Origin of the sequence: Pedobacter sp. AK013 (assembly GCF_014205835.1) — a bacterium.
In the GTDB taxonomy this organism is placed as follows: Bacteria; Bacteroidota; Bacteroidia; order Sphingobacteriales; family Sphingobacteriaceae; genus Pedobacter.
Map to the genome: position 1 here is coordinate 20,532 of NZ_JACHCQ010000002.1, position 23,317 is coordinate 43,848.

The following is a 23,317-nucleotide window of genomic DNA, read 5'->3' on the forward strand; positions in this document are numbered from 1 at the left end:
TTATGTATGTACTGCTTTTAATTCGTTTTCTTTTTTGCAAACTCCATCGCAGCGGCGACAAATTTAACAAAAAGTGGGTGAGGATTAGCAACTGTTGATTTTAATTCTGGGTGAAACTGTCCGCCAACGAAAAATGGATGATTTTTAAGCTCCACAATTTCAACTAAATTGGTTTGTGGATTCATACCCGAAGCAATCATTCCTGCCTCTTCGTATTGCTTTAAATATTCATTGTTAAATTCGTAACGGTGACGGTGGCGTTCATTAATATGCGATTTACCATAAATAGAAAAAGCTTTGGTTCCTTTTTTAATATCGCAAGGATAAGAGCCTAAACGCATTGTTCCACCTTTGTTGGTTATTTTTTTCTGCTCTTCCATCATGTTGATTACTGGATTTGCAGCATTTTCTTCAATTTCTGTAGTATGTGCATCTTTTAAACCTAAAACGTTACGTCCGAATTCGATAACAGCACATTGCATACCCAAACAGATTCCGAAGAAGGGAACATTGTTCTCGCGAACGTATTTTATGGCATCAATTTTACCTTCAATACCACGGCTACCAAAACCTGGAGCAACTAAAACACCTTGTAAATGGCCTAATTTCTCTTTTACGTTATCTGGGAAAAGACCCTCAGAGTGGATATATTCTACCTTAACCTTACATTCGTTTTTCGAACCTGCGTGTACAAAAGATTCGATAATCGATTTATAAGCATCTGGCAACTCTACATATTTACCAATCAAGCCAATTTTTACTTCAGCAGTTGGGTTTTTTAAACGGCCTAAGAAATCTTTCCAGCTTTCCATATCTGGATCGTTTTTGGTAGGCAGTTTTAATTTAGATAAAACAGTTTTATCCAATTGTTCTTTTAACATCAACAATGGCACATCATAAATAGTAGATGCATCCATCGATTCGACTACCGCATTGATGTTAACGTTACAAAATAGTGCAATTTTTTTTCTTAAGTCGGCGCTGAGGTGGTGTTCGGTACGGCAAACCAATATATCTGGTTGTATTCCGTATTCCAATAAAGCTTTAACAGAGTGTTGAGTTGGTTTAGTTTTTAGTTCACCTGCAGCGGCTAAATAAGGAACCAGGGTTAAATGGATTACAATAGCATTGGTGCTACCTTCTTCCCATTTAAACTGACGAACAGCTTCGATAAATGGTAAAGATTCGATATCGCCAACTGTTCCACCAAGCTCAGTAATCACAATATCGTATTCACCACTATCACCTAAAATACGCATGTTGTGCTTAATCTCATCAGTAATATGTGGAACAACCTGTACCGTTTTACCTAAATATTCGCCTTTACGTTCTTTGTTAATTACGTTTTGGTAAATACGGCCGGTAGTAATGTTATTTGCCTGCGAAGTTGGAACGTTAAGGAAACGTTCGTAATGACCAAGATCCAAGTCGGTTTCAGCGCCATCTTCAGTTACAAAACATTCGCCATGCTCGTATGGGTTTAAAGTTCCTGGATCGATATTAATGTACGGATCGAATTTTTGAATGGTTACACGGTAGCCACGTGCTTGTAAAAGTTTAGCTAAAGATGCGGAAATGATGCCCTTACCTAAAGAGGAAGTTACACCGCCCGTAACAAAAATATACTTTGTCATGATTGATAATTTGTGAAATTAACCAAGCTTTTTAGACCTGGTTAATTGTTTTTGTACGGGATACAAAGGTACAAAAAATTATCGCTCGTTTAGATACTTGCCTGAATATTTTTTAATTGTATTATATCTCTGATATTGACTGTTTTAAGGAAAAATGTTGATTTAAAGTATCAGTGTGTAAAGTTCTTTTTTAATATCTTCTATCTTTCTGGGATTCTTTTTATCATCGTAACGCGTATAAAGGTCGAGCATTTTCTTGAAATCTTTTTCCGTATCGGTTCTCTTTCCCTTTGCCGGTGGTGCGATGGTTAAGATCGGAACATTCTTCGCTTCAACCTTGGTTGCAAACCAGGTGGTGTTATAGCGTGGTATAGCCAACCCCAATATCATTCCCGGTAAACCGGTAAATCCCTCCGGACCACCTTTTAATAAAATCTCATCGGTATAAAAGGCCACTACAGTAACAGAATCGTTTATTATTGCTGTTGCTTTACGGCATTCGTAACCTGCAATTTGGCGCACATCGTTCATGATTTTCCAATGGAGATGGGGGATAGTGTCTTTTAAAATAAAATCTTCACCCCTTATTGGTTTTCTTATTACCCTTGCATTTTTGTTAAAGTCTGTATACAGTTCATTCGTATTCTCACCGGCAATAAAGAAGAAATTATTGTCGTTTAAGGTTTCCTTCGGTTTAATTTTATAAATGGAGCTACTATCATTAAAGCTGTAATCCCAATTGGAAATCCTGTATTTGCTCATTTTATCCCTGGCATCGTCTGATATCCAGGTATTAGATGCCAATTGCTGCTTTTGATTGATCTTTTTCTCGAAAGTTATTTTAGCACTTTTGATGAAAACAGTTTGTGCTTTAATCATTGTAACCGTAAAGAACAGCATTACTATCAATCCTAAATGTTTCATCATCAGTTATTTTTTGTCTTGTTTAATGAAGTTTCCCGTTAAATTATAGGTAAGCCCAATTAGCACATACCGCGGTATAAAGCTATTAGTGTATTCGCTAATATTATTGCCGCCAACATAACGGTTATAGCCATTTTTTTCGGCCAAAATATCAGAAATTGATACTTTTAGTTCTAATTCTTGTGCTTTAAGCATCTTTTTTGATAAATAAGCATTCCAAATTGCAATGTTTACAGGCCTGCTAAAAGAAGCGTTGGCAGGCTGATATGATAATGATATGGAGGTATTAAATTCGGTATTATAAGGGAGTTCTATATTACCAGAAATATCGTGGTTGTGATAAAAGTTTCTGCCATTATTAATAGAACCGATTGATGATTGGCTATTTGAAAAAGTAATTGATGGATTATACTGAATTTGAACCTTATCGCCATAATAGCTAAATCGAGGTCGTATATTAATGCTATTGTTTACATTTTCATTCAGTTTATTGTTTAAAATGGAAACCGAATTCGAATGGTTAAAATTGGCGTTCAAACCTATATTAAAATGGATTTTACTAAAACTTTTATAAAAACTCGCACCTCCGTAAAAATTGTTATTACCGTTTAAATTAATATAACTGCTAATCGTTTTGTTTACATCATCTACCGTTCTCACGTTTACAACAGCATTTTTGGTAAAGCTATAGCCTCCATAAATAAATGCAGACATCTGCGATTTTTGCTGGTAGGTGTTAAAATTAAAGCCAAAATTATTGCTAAACGATGGTTTTAAATTTGGATTGCCCTTTATTTCGTAAAGCGGATTGTTTATTTGCCTAATAGGTTGTAGTTGATCTAAGCTCGGCTGTCGGGTATTTCCGCTGTAGCTTAAGGATGCACTAGTATTCTTACCAAGTTTATAGTTAAAGTTACTTTGTGGAGCCCAGTTTAAATAATTGCGGTTAAATTTATTATTTCGGTCCAGATCATTCAGGTCGAATGTAGTTTCGGTAGCCTCTGCACCACCAGATAGCGTGAACTTCTTTGATCTGTATTGCAGCACCATTTTACCAATATTCGAAAAATTGTTGAAATCGAAATTATTACTTAACGAATCAACCCGTTTGTTATTCAATAATTTATCGAATACTAATTTATGGCTATTTGAGCTTACCGTTTTAAAACTATAGGCTGTTTGTAGTGAAAATTGCTTACCTAATGGCTCAGTATAGGCTATTCTTGCACCAAGAGAGCTTTCACGACCCGAGTTATCGTTAAGGAAATTTTGATTAATGGTCTGGTTAATCGCTCCGCTAGCGTCATAATAATTGGTAACACTTAAACTGTTGCCCAAACTGGTGCTGTTCTTAGTTTCAGGCTGTAAATCAATAGAGAGTGTTCTCCCTTTCTTTACAAACTTTTTGGAGTAATTAATATTCCCATTAAATAGGTCATTGTCGCCATTGCTATCATTAGATTGATTACTATTATTTACAAATATCCCCTCACCATTTTTAGTTTCATTCGTACTTATATATTGGCTGCTGTTTTTACGTTTACTGCCCGCAAATGAAATTTTCAAAGTAGAAAGTGAATCTAATTTAAGGTCAACACTTCCTTTTAAACTCTGTCCGGTATTTCGGGTTTCACTATTTGAATTGCTTTCGCTAAAGAAATTCGTTCCATTGGGCAGTAACGATTGGTTTTTTGATGTTGTGCGATCTAATACGTTTCTGTCACTGCCTTTATAATTAAGTTTTAAACCTATTTTATTTTCGTTCCACTTGTCAGAAAAATGTGCCCCATATCCTGTTACATCAGGTAATCCGCTTGAGGGTGAAAAATCGTCCTCATCACGGCCACTGCCATAACTGATCATCACCGTACTGCCATCGTCACCAACTTCAATTACATCGTAATCATTACCTTTTAGCTTGCTCATGGCAGCACTTGCTTTCGAATCCTGATTGGTGTTGGAATTGGATCCAAATACAGCGGTTTTTAATTTATTTTTATAAATACCAGCCATGCCACCAATATTTTTGTAGTGCTTAAGGTCGCTATTGGCATCCAGCGTGCTGAGGTAACCATTTTTAGCATTTTCCTTAAGCTTGATGTTCATTACCTTTTCCTTGGCCTCACTTTCCTTAATGCCCGATAGTTCTTCTGTTTTTGTTTTTTTATCATAAATCTGAACTTCACTAACCGCATTGGCTTTCAGGTATTTTTGAGCCAGAAGCGGATCGTCGCCAAAAAATTCCTCTCCATCAACCAAGAGCGTGTTTACATCTTTTCCGCCGGCTTTTATTGCACCATCTTTATCAACCTCAACTCCGGGCAAACGTCTTAGCAGATCCTGGAGGTTAGCATGCGGCTTAACGGCAAAGCTATCTGCCTGGTAGGTAATGGTATCGCCTTTTATGCTAATGGCTTGTTTTTGGGCTTTAATTACAACTTCATTCAAAAGGGTAGCTTTACTGTCCATCGCAATATGGCCGAGGTTAAATTTTGATGAATCAGACAGTTGGATATCTCTGATATAATCGGCCATTTTTGGGAAAGTAACCACCAGGGTGTAATTGCCCTTTTTTAAATTTGATAGCTCAAATTCACCGTTAGCTTTTGCGCGGGTATCTTTTACCAAGATAGAATCTTTACTTCTAATGAGCAGGATAGTGCTGTTTTGTAATTTGGTTTTCTCAGCTGTATCTACCACAATACCTTTTATACTTGCGTTTTGCGCCAAGGCAGGGAAAAATAGCAATGAAAAAATAATAACCGAGAAAAGTTGTTTAAGCATGTATGTTGTTGAAGAAGCGTTATTAAATAGTGCATTTGGTTAAATGCCTGAAATTATAACTATTTATTTAGTTTTAAAAATAAACCAGAATATTTTTTCAAAATGAAGTATATCGCTTTGTTTGTGGAGAACAGTCCTGATAATATACGCATACTGTACATGGATTTATTTGGTTATTCAAACAATTTGTTTAATATATTAATTATCAGTTAATTATGCGCTTGTATGATAAGAGGTATCACAGATTAATAACGACAATATCCTTAAAAAAGAGGCGAGGAGAGATGTACCGATTATGTTTTTATGAAATATTTTAACTTATTGTGTTTCGTTATCAGCGCCAATAGTTATTTTCTAGCTGCCAGAATTAATTTTTTGATCAATACTATCTGACCAAAATGGTAATAGCTATGTTCAATTACAGCTTCTATATTACGTAAATAGGTGCCGTACTTTTCATTTACAAATACCTGATCTAATTTTTCATCCGGCATTTGTGCTACCTCGTTGGCGAAAGCTGTCGAATTAGCTAAAAACTCTTTTACTAATTTTTCCCAATCCGCTTCCGAATGTATAGGTGGAAGATCGAAACTGTATTGATCTTTAATTTCCAGCAGACCGCCATTAAATACATTTAAAATTCCCGACAAATAGTAATTGATGTGGTAGGTTAATGCAGCAATCGTATTTAAGTCTTCTATTTGGTGAATGGCCTGCTCCCATCTGATGTTTTCCAGTTGATCTTTATAGTTGGTATTGGCAATCCAATACCCATTTAGAAAAATCTCCCTTAAGCGATTTGCAATTAAATCTGATCTTTTCATCACTAACTTTTCATCATTCGGATTAGCAGCAATTATAGTAAATCTTCACTTTTTGTTCTTTTTGGCTCCAGGCAATGTAAATGTTATTTTCCTTTCCTAAACGATACTTAAAGCCATTTAATCCTGATTTCTTTAATTCTTCATAAAGGGCTTTATCAGGGGTGTAATTATCAGCCTTATCTTCGGGCATTACCGCAGGCTCTAGAAAATTCTCTTCGCTAAAAAAATCGTCAGCAATGGTTTTTAAGAAAATAATCTGGTCTTTTTCCTTTGAAAGATCTACATTTGGATCGGTACTGCCCAATAATTCGGTCCCTTTAATTTGGGTGTTGTAAATCTCTTTTCCATCAGCATTTTTGATCGTAAAATTCAACACCATTTCTTCAGGTTTTCTGCCGGTAAGTTCAATCTTAAAAGTGTCCAGACGTTTTAAATCTGAAAAAGATTTAGCGATACGCTGGTTAACATTTTTAAACTCAATGGTATTGGTTTCCTTTTTGCCGTTAGAATTACAGGCAACAAGCGCTAATAAACAGATCACAACGAAGAGCGGTATATTTCTCATATTCAAAACTACAAATTTTATGTTTTAGTTTATGACCATATTTTATGATTTACCTAAAGCCAGGTCATTAGAACCCTCTAAAATTTATTTAGAAAGCAACACCATTTTAAAATTAGTCATAAATTCTTACCATAAGTTAGGCTTAGGTAAACCTTACTTCAACGCTTCAATATTTATTAATTATTGCTTATCTGCCTCTGTTAAAAAGTGTTAAAGGTTTAATCGTGTTTTAAATTATTACTAGTATTGTTAATGAATATTGTTAGAAATCAGAGATTAATCGTATTCTTATTATTATCATTAATGTCATTTAGTGTAATAGCTCAAGAGCCGAGTATTAATCGAAAGGAAACAAACATTAAAGCTTTCGCTTCATTATATGGCTATGTTAGATTTTTTCACCCTTCTGATTTTTCAAAAAACACAGACTGGATTAGATTTGCTGCATATGGTGCAGGAAGTGTATTAGAGGCTAAAGATGATGATGAATTGCTTATCAGACTTAAAGAGATATTTTCTGATTTTCTTCCCTATATATCTATAACAAAAGAAACTTTAAATAAATCAGCTTTATTATTAAAATTAACGCCGAGCAACATCAGTAACTATCGAATAACTAGATATAAAAACTTTGGTCTCGGATTACCCTATGGCTCAAAAGTTTATAAAAGCCTTAGATCTAAGATAGATTCTGTTGAAAATGATTTCGATTCTTATCCTTTAGTGAAAGGATTAGATATACAACAATTTAAAAATTCAAAATTCATTTTAAGTTTCGAAGCAGAAGGAGACTCCACTCTCTGTGATAGAAATTCACTGGAAATTGGTATGACTAGTAATAAAAAAATAGTGACCAAACATAAATCAGAAACTTTTCAAGGGAAAAAACAGAAAATTACATTTGAAGGTCAGTTCGACGAAAATAGTAATATATTGACTTTGGATCTACGTATTTATACAAGAAGTTTATTTAAAATAGACAACATAAAACTGACAATCTTTAAAGGTTCGAAACCACAAATAATTGACTTAAAAACAGCTCTACAAGTTAATAAAAACTCCGATTTAAACTTTCATCTTAATCTGGTTGAAAAAAATAAAAATAATATTAATTCAAAAAGTGATAACGAAATAAGTTTTATCGCTACAGATCTTACAGAAAATATAAAATGTTTAGTTCCAAAAGCTTTATATAGTACTTCAACATATACTTACCCAAAACAAGACACTTTTCTTATTAATAACTTTAATGCCAAAATTAAAACTACACTCAGGAAAGATCCTAATTACGATTTAAACATAAGACTAGGGTCATCAGTTATTATCTGGAATATTTTAAAATATGCTTACCCATACTGGGAGGATGCTAATATTTCGCAGGACAGCTTACTTCACTATCTATTCACTAGATCGTTAATTGATAGAAACGCTAAAGAATTCTATACATCATTACTGGTAATGTCTTCAAAGATAAATGATGGACACATGTTTATTAGTTATTCTGGATTGGACCGAGATATTGAGAAAGGATTACCTTTAGATTTAATAAAAATTGGAGACAAAATCCTCATTAAAAATGTATTAGATTCATCGTTGTCCAAATTGATAAAAAAAGGAAGTGTTATTGATTCAATTAATGGAAAGCCTGCATTAATAACCTATAATAAAAAATATAATTTGATATCCGGTTCCCCTCAATGGCGAAACTTCAAAACACTTTTAAATCTATTTAATGGAAAAATTACAGATAGTGTTACCTTAAGTTTAAGCGATAATTCTACTCCAAAGCTTAAACTCCCCCTGTTTTCAGACCTTGTGGAATATCGGTCTTTTGCATCTCAACCATTCGTACCGAAAAATGGATTAATTTCAAAAGGCATCTATTATTTTAACCTATCTACCCCAGTACTTAAAGAAATAGAGTCAAATATGCAGAATTTATTATCTGCAAAGGCAATAATTTTCGATATGAGGGGCTATCCAGTTGAAGATGTCAGGGATGTACTTCGCCACTTAATAAAATGTAGTGAAAACAATAGGTGGATGAAAACACCGATTATCGATGACCCTTTCGAAATAAATTATAACTTTAAAACTTCTGGATGGAATCTATCTCCAAAAGCCCCTTATTTAGCTTCCAAAATGATATTTCTTTCCGATGCCAGTGCCCAGAGTTATGCGGAAAGCATACTCGGTTATGTAAAGGGATTGAAATTAGGTACAATAATCGGTCAACGATCGAGCGGAACGAATGGAGATATTCAAACCATTCAACTACAACAAGATACTAGGGTTTTTTATACCGGCACCAGGGTTCTAAACCTTGATGGAAGTAAGCATCACTTTTCTGGAATTATTCCCGACATTATAGTATCTCCTACTATACCTGCAATAAGAGAAGGGAGAGACGAAGTATTTGAAAAAGCTTTATTGTTAGCGCAATAGAAAATATGAAATAAATTTAGTTTCAAGAGAACAGTCACTACTCCAACTTTAAAGCCTTAAGCAATTTATTTAGTTTCAATAAATCCTCTGGCGTGTCTATTGCAACTGTCTCTAAATCAGTTACTTTGGTTTGGATGTAAAATCCATTTTCGATCCAGCGAAGCTGCTCCAGGCTTTCGGCAATTTCTAAAGAAGAGGGTGGAAGTTGCGTAATGGCTTTTAATGATTTGGTACGGTAACCATAAATGCCGATGTGTTTATAAAACTGGTGCTTCTCTGCCCATACACCTGGTTCGCCATTTCTGATAAAGGGGATAGGACTCCGGCTAAAGTACATGGCCCGGCCATTAACATCAATTACCACTTTAGGGCTATTAGGGTTATGAATACTTTCCTGACTTTGTATCGGTTTAATCAAGGTGGCCAGTTGTACTTTTTCTTCAGTAAAGCAACTTACCAATAATTCTATCTGTACGGGTTCAATAAAAGGTTCGTCGCCCTGGATATTGATCGCAATATCGTATCCTGGTAAGTTTTTAATTACTTCGGCACACCTGTCGGTACCGCTCTGGTGATCAGTTGAAGTAAGGATAAATTCTCCACCAAACCGCTTTACATCGTCAGCAATGCGTACGTCATCTGTAGCCACAACTACTTTAGATAAGCTTTTAGCCTTTGATGCCTGTTCATAAACCCTCTGGATCATGGTTTTCCCGGCAATATCTACCAAAGGCTTGCCCGGAAAGCGGGTAGAGTCATAACGTGCAGGAATAATTCCAATGATTTTTAGATTACGTAGAGCTGAATTTGATTTTTTATCGCTCATATATTATGTTTATAAAACTGATAAAAAACAAATAGAAAGATTATTGCAATAAAAATATAAGATATAGGATGCGCAAAGTTAAGTGTCCAGCCCAGCAATTTTATACGCTTAGCGACAATTATTCTGGAGTCTTTTCTATTAAAATAAAATACCCCCCATTTCCAGTTTTCTGGTTTGTCATGCTCAAAATCCTTTTCCATGTTTATCACACTAAATATTAAACCGTTTATTATAGATTCACCCTTTCTTTAAGAACAGTAGGCTAAAATAACCCGTTTATTTCTGCCTCAATAGACTGGATGACTGTACCTAAATCTTCTGGATTATTGGTGAAATCCAGCTTGTCTTTATCTAAAATCAGCAATTTACCCAGGTTATAACCTTTTATCCAGGCTTCGTATTTTTCGTTCAGTTTAGAAAGGTAATCGATACGAATACCAGCTTCATACTCACGGCCACGACGCTGGATATTATTCACCAATGTAGGTACCGACGCACGCAGGTAAACCAATAAATCGGGCGGTTTAATAAAAGAGGTAATATTGTCAAAAATAGCTCTGTAATTATCATGATCGCGGGTAGTCATTAAAGCCATATCGTGCAGGTTTTCTGCAAAAATATGTGCATCCTCGTAAATGGTTCTATCTTGGATTACGTTGCGTTTATTTACTTCAATATCAGTAATTTGCTGAAAACGGCTGTTCAGGAAATAAATCTGAAGGTTAAAGCTCCAGCGTTTCATGTCGCTATAAAAATCTTCCAGGTAAGGGTTATTGTCCACAGCCTCGTATAAAGCTTCCCAACCATAATTTTTGGCCAATAAACCTGTTAAGGTAGTTTTACCGGCACCAATATTTCCTACAATTGCTATGTGCATCTTCTTTAGATTGGAGATGTGAGATTGGAGATAGGAGACCGAGAAATAATCTCAAATCTAATGTCTCGTTTCTCAAATCTATTAAAATTATTAAAAACTTTTAAACCCGATTAAACTGCGAACTTCTCTGAGGGTTTTTTGCGCGCTTTCGCGTGCCTTTAATGCGCCATGTTTAGACACTTGCCTTAAATAAGCATCATCTTTAGCAATATCCAAAATACGCTCGCGCATAGGTGCAGTTGTAATAATCATATCTTCTGCCAGCTGTTTTTTAAAATCGCCATAGCGGATCTGCATTTTGCTATACAAATCTTCAAAATGCGCAAGTGTATCTGTACTCGATACGACTTTCATTAAATCGAAAAGATTCTGGATAGGCTCAGGCTTCGGTTGGTTTTCTTCCGTTGGTCCACCGTCACTAACCGCTTTCATTACTTTTTTACGAATGGTTTCAGGATCATCAGACAGGTAAACTGCATTGGCTTCGCCTTCTGATTTGCCCATTTTACCTTTACCATCTAAACCAGGTACTTTAACCAATTTGTCTGAGTAGCTAAATGCGTATGGTTCAGGAAAATATTCTGTATTGTATAACCTGTTAAAACGGTTTCCGAAAGTACGGGCCATTTCCAGATGTTGCTCCTGATCTTTTCCAACAGGTACTTTGGTAGCCTTATGGATTAAAATATCGGCAGCCATTAATACCGGGTAGGTTAATAAACCTGCATTTATGTTATCAGGGTTAGCACGTACTTTATCTTTAAAAGAAGTACTACGTTCCAACTCACCCATGTAAGCATTCATATTTAGGTATAAATAAAGTTCCGCAATTTCGGGAACATCGCTTTGTATATAAATGGTGCTATTTTCTGGATCAATTCCACTAGCCAGATATTCAACCAGAACATGTTTAATATTTCCATGTAAATCGGCTGGAGTAGGGTGTGTAGTTAAAGAGTGTAAATCGGCGATAAAAAAGTAGCAGTTATAGTCGTTCTGCATTTGAACAAAGTTTTTAACTGCACCATAATAATTACCCAAATGTAATTTTCCTGTTGAGCGAATGCCGCTCACCACTGTTTCTTTCATAATGGCACGAAATTAAAAATAAAATACAAGCAAATCATAAATCGCTTCAATTTTAATGGTAAGATTTTTTTGAGACCATTGTCTTATCAGGGCTTCCATCCAGCGATAGTCCTCTCGACCGTAATGGAGAAACCTATATACTACCTAATCTTATGGGCCAATGCAATCAGTTGTTTGAAATATCAAACTATTTTATATTTTTGATTATCTATGATTTATTCTCTAAGACAAGTGCACCGGATGTGGTTTCTATTCTGGATACTGTTTTTTTTCGCGCTGTTCTATCCTCTATATTACATTACTTCACGTAATGAGAAATATTATAGCATTCTGAATTTTTGCAGGAAAGCCAATAGCTTTTTATGTAGTCTGTTTTCAGGTGTTTTTTTTCGTTATCAATACGAAGAAAAGCTTGATCGCGAGCAAACTTACATCTATTGTGCTAATCATACTTCTAACCTGGATATTATGATTTTCTGTATCATGGGGCATGGTAAATTCCACTTTATGGGAAAAGATGAGCTACTGAGTAACCCGGTATTGGGCATTTTCTTTAAAACCATTGATATTTCCGTAAACCGCGACAGTAAGATTTCGGCTTTTAAAGCCTTTAAAAAGGCCGGCGAGAACCTTGAAAAAGGGATGAGCCTGATTATTTTTCCGGAGGGTAAAATTGATGACCATTATCCACCAAAATTAGGCGAATTTAAAAATGGCCCGTTCCGTTTAGCCATCGATAAAAATGTTCCTCTGGTACCGGTTAGTATTACCGATGTTTGGAAAATTAATTGGGATGACGGTGCAAAATATGGAAGTAAGCCAGGAATTTGCGATATTTACGTCCACAAACCTATCAATACCTCAACTTTGGCTGATATTGATTCTGATGTATTAAAAGAAAAGGTTTACAAATTGATTGATAGTAAGTTAGTATAAGATATGAATTTAGACGCAAAAACCATCCATAAAATAGCCGATCTGGCCCGAATTCATATTGATGAAAAACAGGTGGACACTTTGATTCCTGAAATGAACAAAATTTTATCGTTCATGGAAAAGCTAAATGAATTGGATACCTCAGATGTAAAACCACTGGTTTACATGAACGAATCAGTAAATGTTTGGAGAGAGGATGTCGTTAAGCAGGAAATAACTACTGCTGATGGCTTGAAAAACGCAGCAAAGCATACCGACCAATTTTTTATGGTTCCAAAAATTATTGAAAAATAATGGTATAATCGCTATGCTTAAATGTTGTCTCTCAGATGCTGAACTGAATTCAGCAGGACGAGTTTCAGTAATTTTTAACCCTCTTGTAACATCTTACCTGCTATGCTTGTCTAAAAAATAAAAAACATGGAGAAACCACTCATCACTATAAAAGAAATTGGCCGTAAATATGTTATTGGATCTGAAGTGATTCACGCTTTAAAATCAGTTTCTTTAGATATTAATAAAGGCGAATTTGTAGCGTTGATGGGCCCATCTGGTTCAGGTAAATCAACCCTAATGAATATTTTAGGCTGTTTGGATACACCTTCAAGTGGAACGTATGTTTTAAATGGAACAAATGTGAGCCACATGAGTGATGATGCCCTGGCAGAAGTACGCAACAAGGAAATCGGTTTCGTTTTTCAAACCTTTAACTTATTGCCGCGCTCAACATCTTTGGATAATGTTGCTTTACCTTTAATTTATGCAGGTACAAGTAAAAAGGATAGGGACGCGAGGGCAGCTACAGCATTAGAAAATGTAGGTTTAGGCAATCGTATGGACCATAAACCCAACGAGCTTTCGGGTGGTCAACGTCAGCGTGTGGCTGTAGCCAGGGCTTTGATCAATAATCCCTCTATTATTTTGGCCGATGAGCCAACGGGTAACTTAGATACCAAAACATCAATTGAAATAATGGGTTTACTGGAAGAAATTCACAGTAAAGGGAACACCATTATTCTGGTTACACATGAGGAGGATATTGCGCAGCACGCGCACCGTATTGTACGTATGCGCGATGGTTTGATCGAAAATGATTATTTAAATACAGATATAAAAAATGTATCGCCACGTTTGCAAGCTTTGAAAGAAGCTGGTAGCGATTGGGAGAAAATTAATTAGCCCCTAAATTCCCTAAAGGGGACTTAGGATTCAAAAAACGTTTCCCCTTAAAGGGGTAAGGGGTATGAAAATCTACACTAAAACCGGCGATAAGGGCCAAACATCACTCATTGGTGGTACCCGTGTACCTAAATATCATTTACGCATTGAAACCTATGGAACTGTAGACGAATTGAATTCGTACATCGGTTTAATCATGTGTCAGGATATTGATACGTACGATCAGAAACTACTAAAAGAAATTCAGGACAGGTTATTTACTGTTGGTTCATCACTTGCAGCCGACCCAGAGAGGTCTAAAATGAAGATCCCCGATCTGCATGATGCTGATATTATCTTGTTAGAAAACGAGATGGATCTGATGAACGAAAAGCTGCCTGCTTTAAAACATTTTGTTTTACCTGGTGGAAACACTGTAGTTTCTTACTGCCATATTGCGCGATGCGTTTGCAGAAGAGCAGAGCGTTTAACAGTAGCGCTTGCAGAAAATAGCTTTGTAGATGAGCGTGTAACAGTTTATTTGAACCGTTTAAGTGATTATTTATTCGTTTTGGCACGAAAACTGACCGTGTATTTTAAAGCGGAAGAAAACATTTGGATTCCTAGGGTTTAATAGTGGAAAAATAAGTTTGTTTTGCTCAGAAATTTTAATATACTTTGCGCAATAATAAGAACAAGAATTTAATTGAATTGACGATATGTATTGGACATTAGAATTAGCATCGCACTTGGAAGACGCACCATGGCCTGCAACTAAAGACGAATTAATTGATTATGGTATCCGTTCTGGTGCCCCGGTTGAAGTAATTGAAAACTTACAGGCATTAGAAGATGATGGCGAACCTTATGAAACGATTGAGGAAATTTGGCCTGACTATCCAACTAAAGAAGATTTCTTCTTTAATGAGGACGAATACTAAACATTAGAAATGACAAAAAAGAACCTTCCAACAAAATTGGGAGGTTTTTTTTATCTCCATATTATTCAGTCATATAAATAAAATAATTACATTTTTTAAACAAAACCAAAAAGCCAAGTGTTAATACATCAATAATATAACATTGCTAAAAAATTAACACTATGGGAAATTTATTGTATTTAGTCGCAGTAGTATTGGTAATACTATGGGTGATCGGATTTATATTTCACGGCTTCGGCGACGTTGGCGGTATAATCCACGTTTTATTGGTAATCGCAGTTATTGCAATTCTGCTTAAAGTAATTGGCCGGGCTGCGTAAAAAATATATCGCACCTATATTCATTAATTTAGAATTAGGAAACACTTTGAAATTGATGCATTAAAAAAGGAGTTCCGTTTTTGGAACTCCTTTTTTAATATTATAATCGGCGTTAATTAATTTTTTACTCCTTTAACCAGTGCGATCGTTATGCAGAATTTATTTTACAAGCATAAGTTGCATTTTCAGTTGCCTTGTAGCTACTACCTGGTCAGTATCTTTCCTGTTATTAAAACCCTGAAATGAATTCAGGGTAACGACGCTGTGTTTAAATCGTCGGAAATCTTTGTATAGTGTTATTATCTAGATGAAGCTAAGCTTTTAATTCTTCAGTAATAGCTCTGCTAGCTCGAGATCAATAGGATAGGTAATTTTAATATTTCCTCTTTCTCCTTCAATAATATTAATCTCATAACCGATAGATTCTACCACGCTTGCATCATCTGTAAAATGAGTGTTAAACTCTTGGTTATAAGCTTCTTTAAGGATATTAAGGCTAAAAGTCTGGGGCGTTTGTACCAAATAAATTTCATCACGTTTTAATGCCGTTGTTTTATCGTTTCTAAGCATACGTACACTATCGCTTGATTGTACAGCTGCAATAACGTTTCCCTGTAACTCTGCTTCTTTAAAACAGTTGTCGATAAGGGATTTTGAAACGAGCGGACGAACAGCATCATGAATGGCAACATAACTTTCTTCTTCAATAACATGGATTGCATTTTTTACCGAGTGAAAACGCTCTGTGCCGCCATCGATAACCTGATGCGGTATATGAAAATTAAATTCTTCACATAACCTAGTCCAGTAAGCCTGTTGATCTTTGTTTAAAACTAATAAAATTTTAGGCTGTGTATTGCTTTGTGCAAAAGCTTTTATGGTGTGCATTAAAACCGGAAGGTTTTTGAGCAATAGAAATTGTTTTGGGGTTTCCGTTTGCATCCGATTTCCAGAACCGCCTGCTACAATTATAGCGTAGTATTTCATAGTTGAGCGTTTAGGGTAAGGCGTTTAGCGCTAAACCGCCAAACGCCAACCGCAAAACTTATATAATTAGCATGGCATCGCCATAGCTGTAAAATTTATATTTTTCTTTTACTGCAACTTCGTAAGCATTCATTACGTTTTCATATCCACCAAATGCACTTACCATCATCAATAAAGTAGATTCTGGTGTGTGGAAATTGGTAATCATTGAGTTAGCGATACTGAAATCGTAAGGAGGGAAGATAAATTTACTGGTCCAGTCGTTAGCAGCTTTTAATGTTCTGTTAGCAGAAACAGCCGATTCGATAGCCCGCATTGAGGTAGTTCCTACCGCACAGATTTTTCTCTTATTCTCTAAAGCTTTGTTTACAATGTTTGCATCTTTCTGCTCGATGATAAATTGCTCAGAATCCATTTTGTGTTTGGTTAAGTCTTCAACCTCAACAGTTCTGAAAGTTCCTAAACCAACGTGCAAAGTTACTTCTGCAAATTCTACACCTTTAAGTTCAAGACGTTTCATTAGCTCGCGACTGAAGTGTAGGCCTGCAGTTGGAGCAGCTACTGCACCTTCGTGTTTAGCGAAAATAGTTTGATAACGTTCTTTATCCTCGGCGGTAGCTTTACGTTTAATATACTTAGGTAGAGGAGTTTCGCCTAAAATTTCAACGTTTTTCCTGAATTCTTCATCGCTGCCTTCAAATAAGAAACGGATGGTACGGCCACGTGATGTGGTGTTATCTACAACCTCGGCAACCAATAAATCGTCGTCGCCAAAGTATAATTTATTACCTACACGGATTTTACGTGCCGGATCTACCAAAACATCCCACAAACGTAATTCCTTGTTTAATTCACGTAGCAAGAAAACCTCTATGGTTGCACCAGTTTTTTCTTTGTTGCCATATAAACGGGCAGGAAAAACCTTAGTGTTGTTTAATATCATTACGTCTTTGTCGTCGAAATAACTTAAAACGTCTTTGAAAATTTTATGTTCAATTTTACCGCTGTCTTTGTGTAAAACCATTAGACGAGCTTCGTCGCGTTGTTCTGCCGGATTGTTGGCTACTAATGATTCGGGTAAGTTGAATTTGAATTGTGATAATTTCATTCTTGATGAATTTTTTGAGGTGCAAAAATACGAATTTAATTTTTCTTTTTCGTATTTTATCAAACGCAATTTATGTATATTATGTTTTAACCATTTTAAATCAAATAATACAGCGCGATTAATGCATTGTAGACATAAAATTAATTAGTTTTGAAGATAAGCTGTAACCTTTTGAAAGGCTTTGCATCTAATCTCTAATTATGATAATCTTTAGGCTAATAGGCGAGAGTTTCCGTTTTGCATTTGATGCGTTGCGCCAGAATAAATTACGCACCATGTTATCGCTTCTGGCGATAACAATCGGTATTTTTACCATTATTGCTGTATTTTCTGCAGTTGATACCTTTCGCGGTAAATTGCAAGCCAGCGTAGATAAACTCGGCTCTAATACTATTTATATTCAGAAATGGCCCTGGAGCTTTGGTGATAATTATCCTTGGTGGAAATATATGAACCGCCCTCAGCCTTCATTGCGCGATTTTGAAGCGCTCCGCGAGAGAATCGAAAATGCACAAGGCGTTACATTCGAAATATCAACTAACGACAGAACGATCAAATACAGAAGTAGCTCGGTTGAAGGGATTTCGATATGGGCAGCATCACACGATTTTAATAAGACCTGGAATTTTGAGCTTCAGGATGGCCGGTATTTTACGGAAAGTGAAAGTAAAAATGGTTCGCCTGTTTGTATTCTAGGCTCTGATATTGCGGACGGACTTTTTGACGGCGATGCACCCGTGGGTAAACAGGTACAGATTTTAGGAAGAAGATTAACTGTGGTTGGCGTTTTCAAAAAAGAAGGAGAAGATATGTTAGGTACCTCTCTTGATAAAAACGTAAATATTCCAATTGCCTTTGCAAAAGGTGTGTTAGATATCCAAAGTGAGCGTTATGGTCCGCAAATTACTGTTCGTGGCAAGGATAATGTAAGCTTAGAGGAGGTAGAAAGCGAATTGAAGGGTTTAATGCGTTCGATCCATAGGATCAGACCAGGCCAGGAAGAAGATTTTGCGCTAAATAAAACCACTATTATTTCTAACCAGTTAGATTCTATGTTTAAGATGGTAAATATTGCCGGTTGGGTAATTGGTGGATTTTCGATTTTGGTGGGCGGATTTAGTATTGCCAATATCATGTTTGTGTCGGTAAAAGAACGTACCAATATTATCGGTATCCAAAAATCGTTAGGTGCAAAAAATTATTTTATATTGCTTCAGTTCATTTTCGAATCGATCTCACTTTGTATTTTAGGTGGTTTGCTGGGCTTATTACTGGTCTTTCTGCTCGCCTTGGTCATTGGTGCGGCGACTGATTTCCATATTATATTGGGCTTGAATAATATTGCCTTAGGAATTGGAATATCGATCATTATAGGTACCATCTCTGGTTTTTGGCCAGCATATTCTGCTTCAAGACTAGATCCGGTAGAGGCGATTAGAAGTTAATTCAGTTGTGCAATTGACAGTTTGCGGCGCTTACCGGAGTTAAAAAAACTGATTGCAGCGGATAGCCCACAGCGAGGACTAGTAACGAAAAGAAGGACTGGATTCTCCGATGAAATGCTTGCTTCATTTTCAAACACCATATCGTCATTTCAAACAGAGTGTAACGCAGTCGAGAAATCTATTGCAATAGATCTCTCCATTTCGCTGGGCTTAAGTCGAGATGACGAACTTTTTTTTGAGATAACGGTGATATAAATAAAAAACCCATGTTAAACTTAATTAACATGGGTTTTTATATGCTATTGCTAACTGCAAGCGGTTAACTGAAAACAGTCTAAGCTAATTTCCCTAAAGCTTCTTTTATTCTTCTCAATGCTTCAACTAAACTTTCGTCAGATGCTGCATAAGATAAACGGATGTAGTTGTTGTTACCAAACGAATCGCCACCTACAGTTGCCACATGCCCAACGTTTAATAAGTACAATGCCAAATCTGATGAATCTTTAATTACGTTTCCATCAGCATCTTTCTTACCGAAGAAAGAACTGATTTCAGGGAAAAAGTAAAATGCTCCATCTGGAAGATTTGTTTTTACACCTGGAATTTCATTTAGCAAATTATAAACCAATTCTCTGCGGCGTAAAAATGCTTCTTTCATTTCTAAAACACTTGCTAAACCTTGTTCGTAAGCGGCAATTCCAGCTCTTTGTGCAATAGAACATGTTCCAGAAGTGGTTTGTCCTTGTAGCTTATCGTTTGCGGCAGCAATTTCTTTGTTAGCGGCAATGTAACCTAATCTCCAGCCCGTCATGGCAAAAGCTTTAGAGAAACCGTTAACAATGATTACACGATCTTTAATGCTGTCGAATTGAGCAATAGATTCGTGTTTATCAATGAAGTTAATGTGCTCATAAATCTCGTCAGATAAGATATAGATATTAGGATGTTTTTCGAAAACAGCAACCAGGGCAGCTAATTCTTCTTTGCTATAAACCGAACCTGTTGGGTTACATGGCGAAGAAAACATAAATAATTTCGATTTCGGCGTAATGGCTGCTTCTAACTGCGCAGGTGTGATTTTGAAATCACTTTCTATATCTGTATCGATAAAAACAGATTTTCCTTCTGCCAGGGTTACCATTTCTGAGTATGAAACCCAATAAGGCGTTGGGATGATTACCTCATCGTCCGGATCGATCAAAGTTAAGATAACATTCGATAAAGATTGTTTTGCACCTGTTGAAACAACGATCTGGGAAATATCATAATCCAGGTTGTTCTCTGTTTTTAGTTTGTTTACAATCGCCTGGCGCAGGTCAGGATAGCCCGGTACCGGCGAATAGCGTGTATAGTTTTCATCTAATGCCTTTTTAGCAGCATTTTTTACGTGATCGGGCGTATTGAAATCGGGTTCACCAACGCTTAAACTAATGATGTTAATGCCCTTAGACGCTAATTCGCGGCCAAGTTTGGTCATTTTAAGGGTTGCAGATTCAGATAAACTGTTGATTCTTTTAGATAAGGTGCTCATGGTTAATTACTTTGAGCGCAAATATATAAACCAAATATTATTCTGCACTAAAAAAGACATAGTTTTTCTCATTTAATTTATTCGATAAGCGTATTTTTGAAAAAAAATATCCTTGTGTCGGTAAAAAAGAAAGCAATAATAATTTCTCTGGTGGTGAGTGTGGTGCTGATGTTAGCTAAGTTTGTTGCGTATTTTATTACGGGTTCAAATGCAATCTTAACCGATGCGGCAGAAAGTATTGTAAACGTAATAGCAGGCAGCTTTGCTTTTTATAGCATTTACCTGAGTACGCAACCGCGGGACGAAAATCATCCTTATGGACATGGAAAAGTGGAGTTTTTCTCGGCTTTTGTTGAAGGGATATTGATTTTGATTGCAGGAGTAGTTATTATTTTTAAATCATCGTACAACCTTATCTACCCTCACGTGGTGGTGGAGCTATTAACCGGAACATTAATTATTGGTATTACAGGTTTAATTAATCTGATTGTTGGTCTATACCTTATAAACGTGGGTAAAGATGAACATTCAATTACGTTGCAAGCCGATGGCAAACATTTATTAACTGATACTTATACCAGTGGAGCGATTGTTATTGGTTTAATATTAATTCAGTTAACAAATATTATTTGGCTAGATAGCTTACTTTCTTTTTTAGTAGGCTTTTATATTGTTTATTCTGGGTATAAACTTACCCGAGGTTCGGTAGGCGGCTTAATGGATGAAAGCGATTTTACACTTGTTGAAGAAGTAGTTGAGGTGTTGCAAAAGAACAGACACAACCCCTGGATCGATGTTCATAATCTGCGCACTCAGCAATATGGCCCCGAATTCCATATCGATTGTCACGTGACATTGCCTTATTATTTTGATTTAAATAAGGTTCACCGCGAAATATCGCAGATTGATGAACTGATCAATAAAAATGGCGTTCGTAAAGCAGAGCTCTTTATTCACGCAGATCCTTGTTTGCCCGAATGCTGTCATTATTGCCACATGAGCGAATGCCCTGTTAGAACTGAGGCCTTTAAAAAAGAAATTGTATGGACACCTGAAATAGTAATCAAAAATAAAAAGCATTTCGAAAATGAGCTACTTTAATGTTAGGGTTTATGGATTGTTAATTAACCAGAATAATGAGGTTTTGGTAAGTGATGAAGAAGAATATGGTTTTCGTTTCAGTAAGTTTCCTGGGGGTGGATTAGAGTTTGGCGAAGGCTTAATTGATGGATTAAAACGTGAGTTTGTGGAAGAGTGCAACGCTGAAATTGAAGTATTATCACATTTTTATACTACAGATTTTTTTGAAAAATCGTCATTTAACGATAGCCAGGTAATTAGTGTTTATTACATCGTTAAAGAAAAAGCCCCTTTGCAGTTGGCCTTTAAAGATATCATCTACGATTTTGATGGAGAAGGTGAAATTCTTCAGGCTTTCAGATGGGTAAAAATTGAAGATTTAAACATTGAGGATATCACCTTTAAAACAGATAAAACTGTAGGCCAGCTTTTAAAAAATCAATATTCAGTTAAATTATAATCATGATGCCCGATTTGTCCAAACTCCAAACTACAAGCGCTCAACTAAGTTTAACTGAACGTGATCAAAAGGTAATCTGGCATCCTTATACCCAAATGAAAAATGCATTGCCCCATATCCCGATTGTAAGGGGAGAGGGGGTGTGCGTTTTTGATGAAAACGGTAAACGGTATATCGATGCAGTTTCATCCTGGTGGGTGAATATCCATGGTCATTCTCATCCTTATATTGCACAAAAAGTAGCAGAACAACTCAATGTGCTGGAACACGTAATTTTTGCTGGCTTTACACACGAGCCTGCGGTATTGCTGGCAGAAAGGCTGTTGCCCATATTGCCAGGTAAACAAGATAAAGTTTTTTATACCGATAACGGATCAACAGCGGTAGAAGTGGCCTTAAAAATGTGTTTGCAGTACTGGGACAATAAAGGCACAGCAAAAACGAAGATCTTAGCCTTTAAAAATGCTTATCATGGCGATACTTTTGGCGCCATGTCTGTTAGTGGCCGTAGTGTTTTTACAGATGCTTTTAATAGTTTATTGTTTGATGTCGAGTTTATCGATCTCCCTGATGAGAGAAATATCTCAAATCTGACGTCTCATATCTTAAATCTTAAGGATACCGCTTGTTTCATTTTCGAACCACTCATTTTAGGATCTGGTGGGATGCTCATGTACGAGGCTAAATATTTGGATCAACTTTTATCAGCTTGCAAAGAAGCAGGAATCTTAACTATTGCTGATGAGGTAATGACAGGTTTTGGTAGAACAGGAACTTACTTTGCCTGCGATAAACTAACTAATAAGCCCGACATTATTTGTTTAAGTAAAGGTTTAACAGGTGGAACAATGCCACTAGGAGTAACCACCTGCACCAATGAGATTTTTGAAGCTTTTTTAAGTGATGATAAATTAAAGACGCTTTACCATGGGCATTCTTTTACTGCAAACCCGATTGCTTGCGTAGCTTCTTTAGCAAGTTTGGATATATTGCTAAAAAGCGAAACACTTCAGAATATCAAACGTATAGAAGCCAAACATGCCGTTTTTCTAGAAGAAATTAAAGCACATCCTAAAGTTAAAGCCATTAGGCAAACGGGAACAATTATTGCAGTGGAGTGGGAGACCGGAAATGAAACCTCTTATTTAAGTAACCTCCGTAATTTGTTGTATGCCTACTTTTTAAATAAGGGAATTATATTAAGACCACTGGGCAATATTATCTATATACTCCCGCCATATATAATCAGCAATGAAGATCTGGATTATATTTATACGGCGATAAAAACGGCTTTAGAAGAAGTATAAGTGCTTTTAGGTCGTAACGAGACGCTACGGCCGGTATTGAATTTAAAGAAATCGGGTATCGTTTCGACTGAAGCGT

The 23,317-nt window shown here is 36.1% G+C and carries 23 protein-coding genes; 11 read left to right on the plus strand and 12 right to left on the minus strand.

What is annotated here, in order from left to right; all coding sequences use genetic code 11:
- Positions 1-17 precede the first annotated feature (17 nt).
- The 5 genes from HDC90_RS01330 to HDC90_RS01350 form a co-directional block, all read right to left on the minus strand.
- Entirely contained in the window at positions 18-1,634 is a 1,617-nt protein-coding gene (locus HDC90_RS01330) for a CTP synthase (protein WP_184463101.1), read from the minus strand.
- A gap of 162 nt (positions 1,635-1,796) precedes the next feature.
- Positions 1,797-2,561, minus strand: coding sequence for a GLPGLI family protein (locus tag HDC90_RS01335; protein WP_255497439.1), 765 nt, complete (start codon positions 2,559-2,561; stop codon positions 1,797-1,799).
- Between the two features lie 3 nt (positions 2,562-2,564).
- Entirely contained in the window at positions 2,565-5,342 is a 2,778-nt protein-coding gene (locus HDC90_RS01340) for an outer membrane beta-barrel protein (RefSeq protein WP_184463103.1), read from the minus strand.
- Positions 5,343-5,689: 347 nt separating this feature from the next.
- A complete protein-coding gene (locus HDC90_RS01345) occupies positions 5,690-6,166 on the minus strand; it encodes a DinB family protein (protein WP_184463105.1) in 477 nt (158 codons plus the stop codon).
- A gap of 22 nt (positions 6,167-6,188) precedes the next feature.
- Positions 6,189-6,731 carry a hypothetical protein gene (locus HDC90_RS01350; RefSeq protein WP_184463107.1) on the minus strand — a complete coding sequence of 181 codons (543 nt, stop codon included), beginning with the start codon at positions 6,729-6,731 and terminating at the stop codon, positions 6,189-6,191.
- 252 nt (positions 6,732-6,983) lie between these two features.
- On the opposite strand from HDC90_RS01350, the gene HDC90_RS01355 reads away from it, so the two are divergent.
- The gene (locus tag HDC90_RS01355; protein ID WP_184463109.1) at positions 6,984-9,176 is read left to right on the plus strand and encodes a S41 family peptidase; all 2,193 of its coding nucleotides are present in this window, start codon (positions 6,984-6,986) and stop codon (positions 9,174-9,176) included.
- A gap of 37 nt (positions 9,177-9,213) precedes the next feature.
- On the opposite strand, the gene kdsB is transcribed toward HDC90_RS01355, so the two are convergent.
- From kdsB to trpS, 4 genes are all read right to left on the minus strand, one after another.
- On the minus strand, positions 9,214-10,002 hold the full coding sequence (gene kdsB, locus HDC90_RS01360) for a 3-deoxy-manno-octulosonate cytidylyltransferase (protein ID WP_184463112.1): 789 nt from the start codon (positions 10,000-10,002) through the stop codon (positions 9,214-9,216).
- Positions 9,999-10,202 carry a DUF5808 domain-containing protein gene (locus HDC90_RS25290; RefSeq protein WP_221451772.1) on the minus strand — a complete coding sequence of 68 codons (204 nt, stop codon included), beginning with the start codon at positions 10,200-10,202 and terminating at the stop codon, positions 9,999-10,001. Before HDC90_RS25290 ends, kdsB begins: the two co-directional genes overlap by 4 nt.
- A 62-nt stretch (positions 10,203-10,264) precedes the next feature.
- Positions 10,265-10,879, minus strand: a complete 615-nt coding sequence (locus tag HDC90_RS01365; RefSeq protein ID WP_025144984.1) for a deoxynucleoside kinase — start codon at positions 10,877-10,879, stop codon at positions 10,265-10,267.
- Between the two features lie 90 nt (positions 10,880-10,969).
- Entirely contained in the window at positions 10,970-11,968 is a 999-nt protein-coding gene (gene trpS, locus HDC90_RS01370) for a tryptophan--tRNA ligase (RefSeq protein ID WP_184463114.1), read from the minus strand.
- Between the two features lie 240 nt (positions 11,969-12,208).
- Here trpS and HDC90_RS01375 point away from each other — a divergent pair, with 240 nt between their 5' ends.
- From HDC90_RS01375 to HDC90_RS01400, 6 genes are all read left to right on the plus strand, one after another.
- Positions 12,209-12,904, plus strand: coding sequence for a lysophospholipid acyltransferase family protein (locus HDC90_RS01375; protein ID WP_370576563.1), 696 nt, complete (start codon positions 12,209-12,211; stop codon positions 12,902-12,904).
- Between the two features lie 3 nt (positions 12,905-12,907).
- Positions 12,908-13,198, plus strand: a complete 291-nt coding sequence (gatC, locus tag HDC90_RS01380) for an Asp-tRNA(Asn)/Glu-tRNA(Gln) amidotransferase subunit GatC (protein WP_121283301.1) — start codon at positions 12,908-12,910, stop codon at positions 13,196-13,198.
- A gap of 126 nt (positions 13,199-13,324) precedes the next feature.
- Entirely contained in the window at positions 13,325-14,083 is a 759-nt protein-coding gene (locus HDC90_RS01385) for an ABC transporter ATP-binding protein (RefSeq protein WP_184463118.1), read from the plus strand.
- Positions 14,084-14,147: 64 nt separating this feature from the next.
- The gene (locus HDC90_RS01390) at positions 14,148-14,696 is read left to right on the plus strand and encodes a cob(I)yrinic acid a,c-diamide adenosyltransferase (RefSeq protein ID WP_184463120.1); all 549 of its coding nucleotides are present in this window, start codon (positions 14,148-14,150) and stop codon (positions 14,694-14,696) included.
- A gap of 85 nt (positions 14,697-14,781) precedes the next feature.
- A complete protein-coding gene (locus HDC90_RS01395; protein WP_010603503.1) occupies positions 14,782-15,003 on the plus strand; it encodes a DUF2795 domain-containing protein in 222 nt (73 codons plus the stop codon).
- Positions 15,004-15,164: 161 nt separating this feature from the next.
- Positions 15,165-15,323, plus strand: a complete 159-nt coding sequence (locus tag HDC90_RS01400) for a lmo0937 family membrane protein (RefSeq protein WP_139180130.1) — start codon at positions 15,165-15,167, stop codon at positions 15,321-15,323.
- A gap of 321 nt (positions 15,324-15,644) precedes the next feature.
- On the opposite strand, the gene HDC90_RS01405 is transcribed toward HDC90_RS01400, so the two are convergent.
- Entirely contained in the window at positions 15,645-16,310 is a 666-nt protein-coding gene (locus tag HDC90_RS01405; RefSeq protein ID WP_184463122.1) for a 2-C-methyl-D-erythritol 4-phosphate cytidylyltransferase, read from the minus strand.
- A 58-nt stretch (positions 16,311-16,368) separates the two neighbouring features.
- The gene (queA, locus tag HDC90_RS01410) at positions 16,369-17,418 is read right to left on the minus strand and encodes a tRNA preQ1(34) S-adenosylmethionine ribosyltransferase-isomerase QueA (protein WP_167294072.1); all 1,050 of its coding nucleotides are present in this window, start codon (positions 17,416-17,418) and stop codon (positions 16,369-16,371) included.
- A gap of 200 nt (positions 17,419-17,618) precedes the next feature.
- Here queA and HDC90_RS01415 point away from each other — a divergent pair, with 200 nt between their 5' ends.
- Entirely contained in the window at positions 17,619-18,863 is a 1,245-nt protein-coding gene (locus HDC90_RS01415) for an ABC transporter permease (protein ID WP_184463124.1), read from the plus strand.
- A gap of 334 nt (positions 18,864-19,197) precedes the next feature.
- Here the strand turns inward: HDC90_RS01415 and HDC90_RS01420 are convergent, their stop codons facing one another.
- Positions 19,198-20,394 (minus strand): pyridoxal phosphate-dependent aminotransferase, encoded by a 1,197-nt coding sequence (locus tag HDC90_RS01420; protein ID WP_184463127.1) that lies wholly within the window; start codon positions 20,392-20,394, stop codon positions 19,198-19,200.
- A gap of 114 nt (positions 20,395-20,508) precedes the next feature.
- On the opposite strand from HDC90_RS01420, the gene HDC90_RS01425 reads away from it, so the two are divergent.
- The 3 genes from HDC90_RS01425 to bioA are packed head-to-tail and all read left to right on the plus strand — an operon-like array spanning position 20,509 to position 23,241.
- Positions 20,509-21,495, plus strand: coding sequence for a cation diffusion facilitator family transporter (locus HDC90_RS01425; protein ID WP_184463582.1), 987 nt, complete (start codon positions 20,509-20,511; stop codon positions 21,493-21,495).
- A complete protein-coding gene (locus tag HDC90_RS01430; RefSeq protein ID WP_184463130.1) occupies positions 21,482-21,934 on the plus strand; it encodes an NUDIX domain-containing protein in 453 nt (150 codons plus the stop codon). The genes HDC90_RS01425 and HDC90_RS01430 overlap by 14 nt, the downstream gene beginning before the upstream one ends.
- Before the next feature lie 2 nt (positions 21,935-21,936).
- The gene (gene bioA, locus HDC90_RS01435; RefSeq protein ID WP_255497440.1) at positions 21,937-23,241 is read left to right on the plus strand and encodes an adenosylmethionine--8-amino-7-oxononanoate transaminase; all 1,305 of its coding nucleotides are present in this window, start codon (positions 21,937-21,939) and stop codon (positions 23,239-23,241) included.
- The last annotated feature ends 76 nt before the right edge of the window (positions 23,242-23,317 follow it).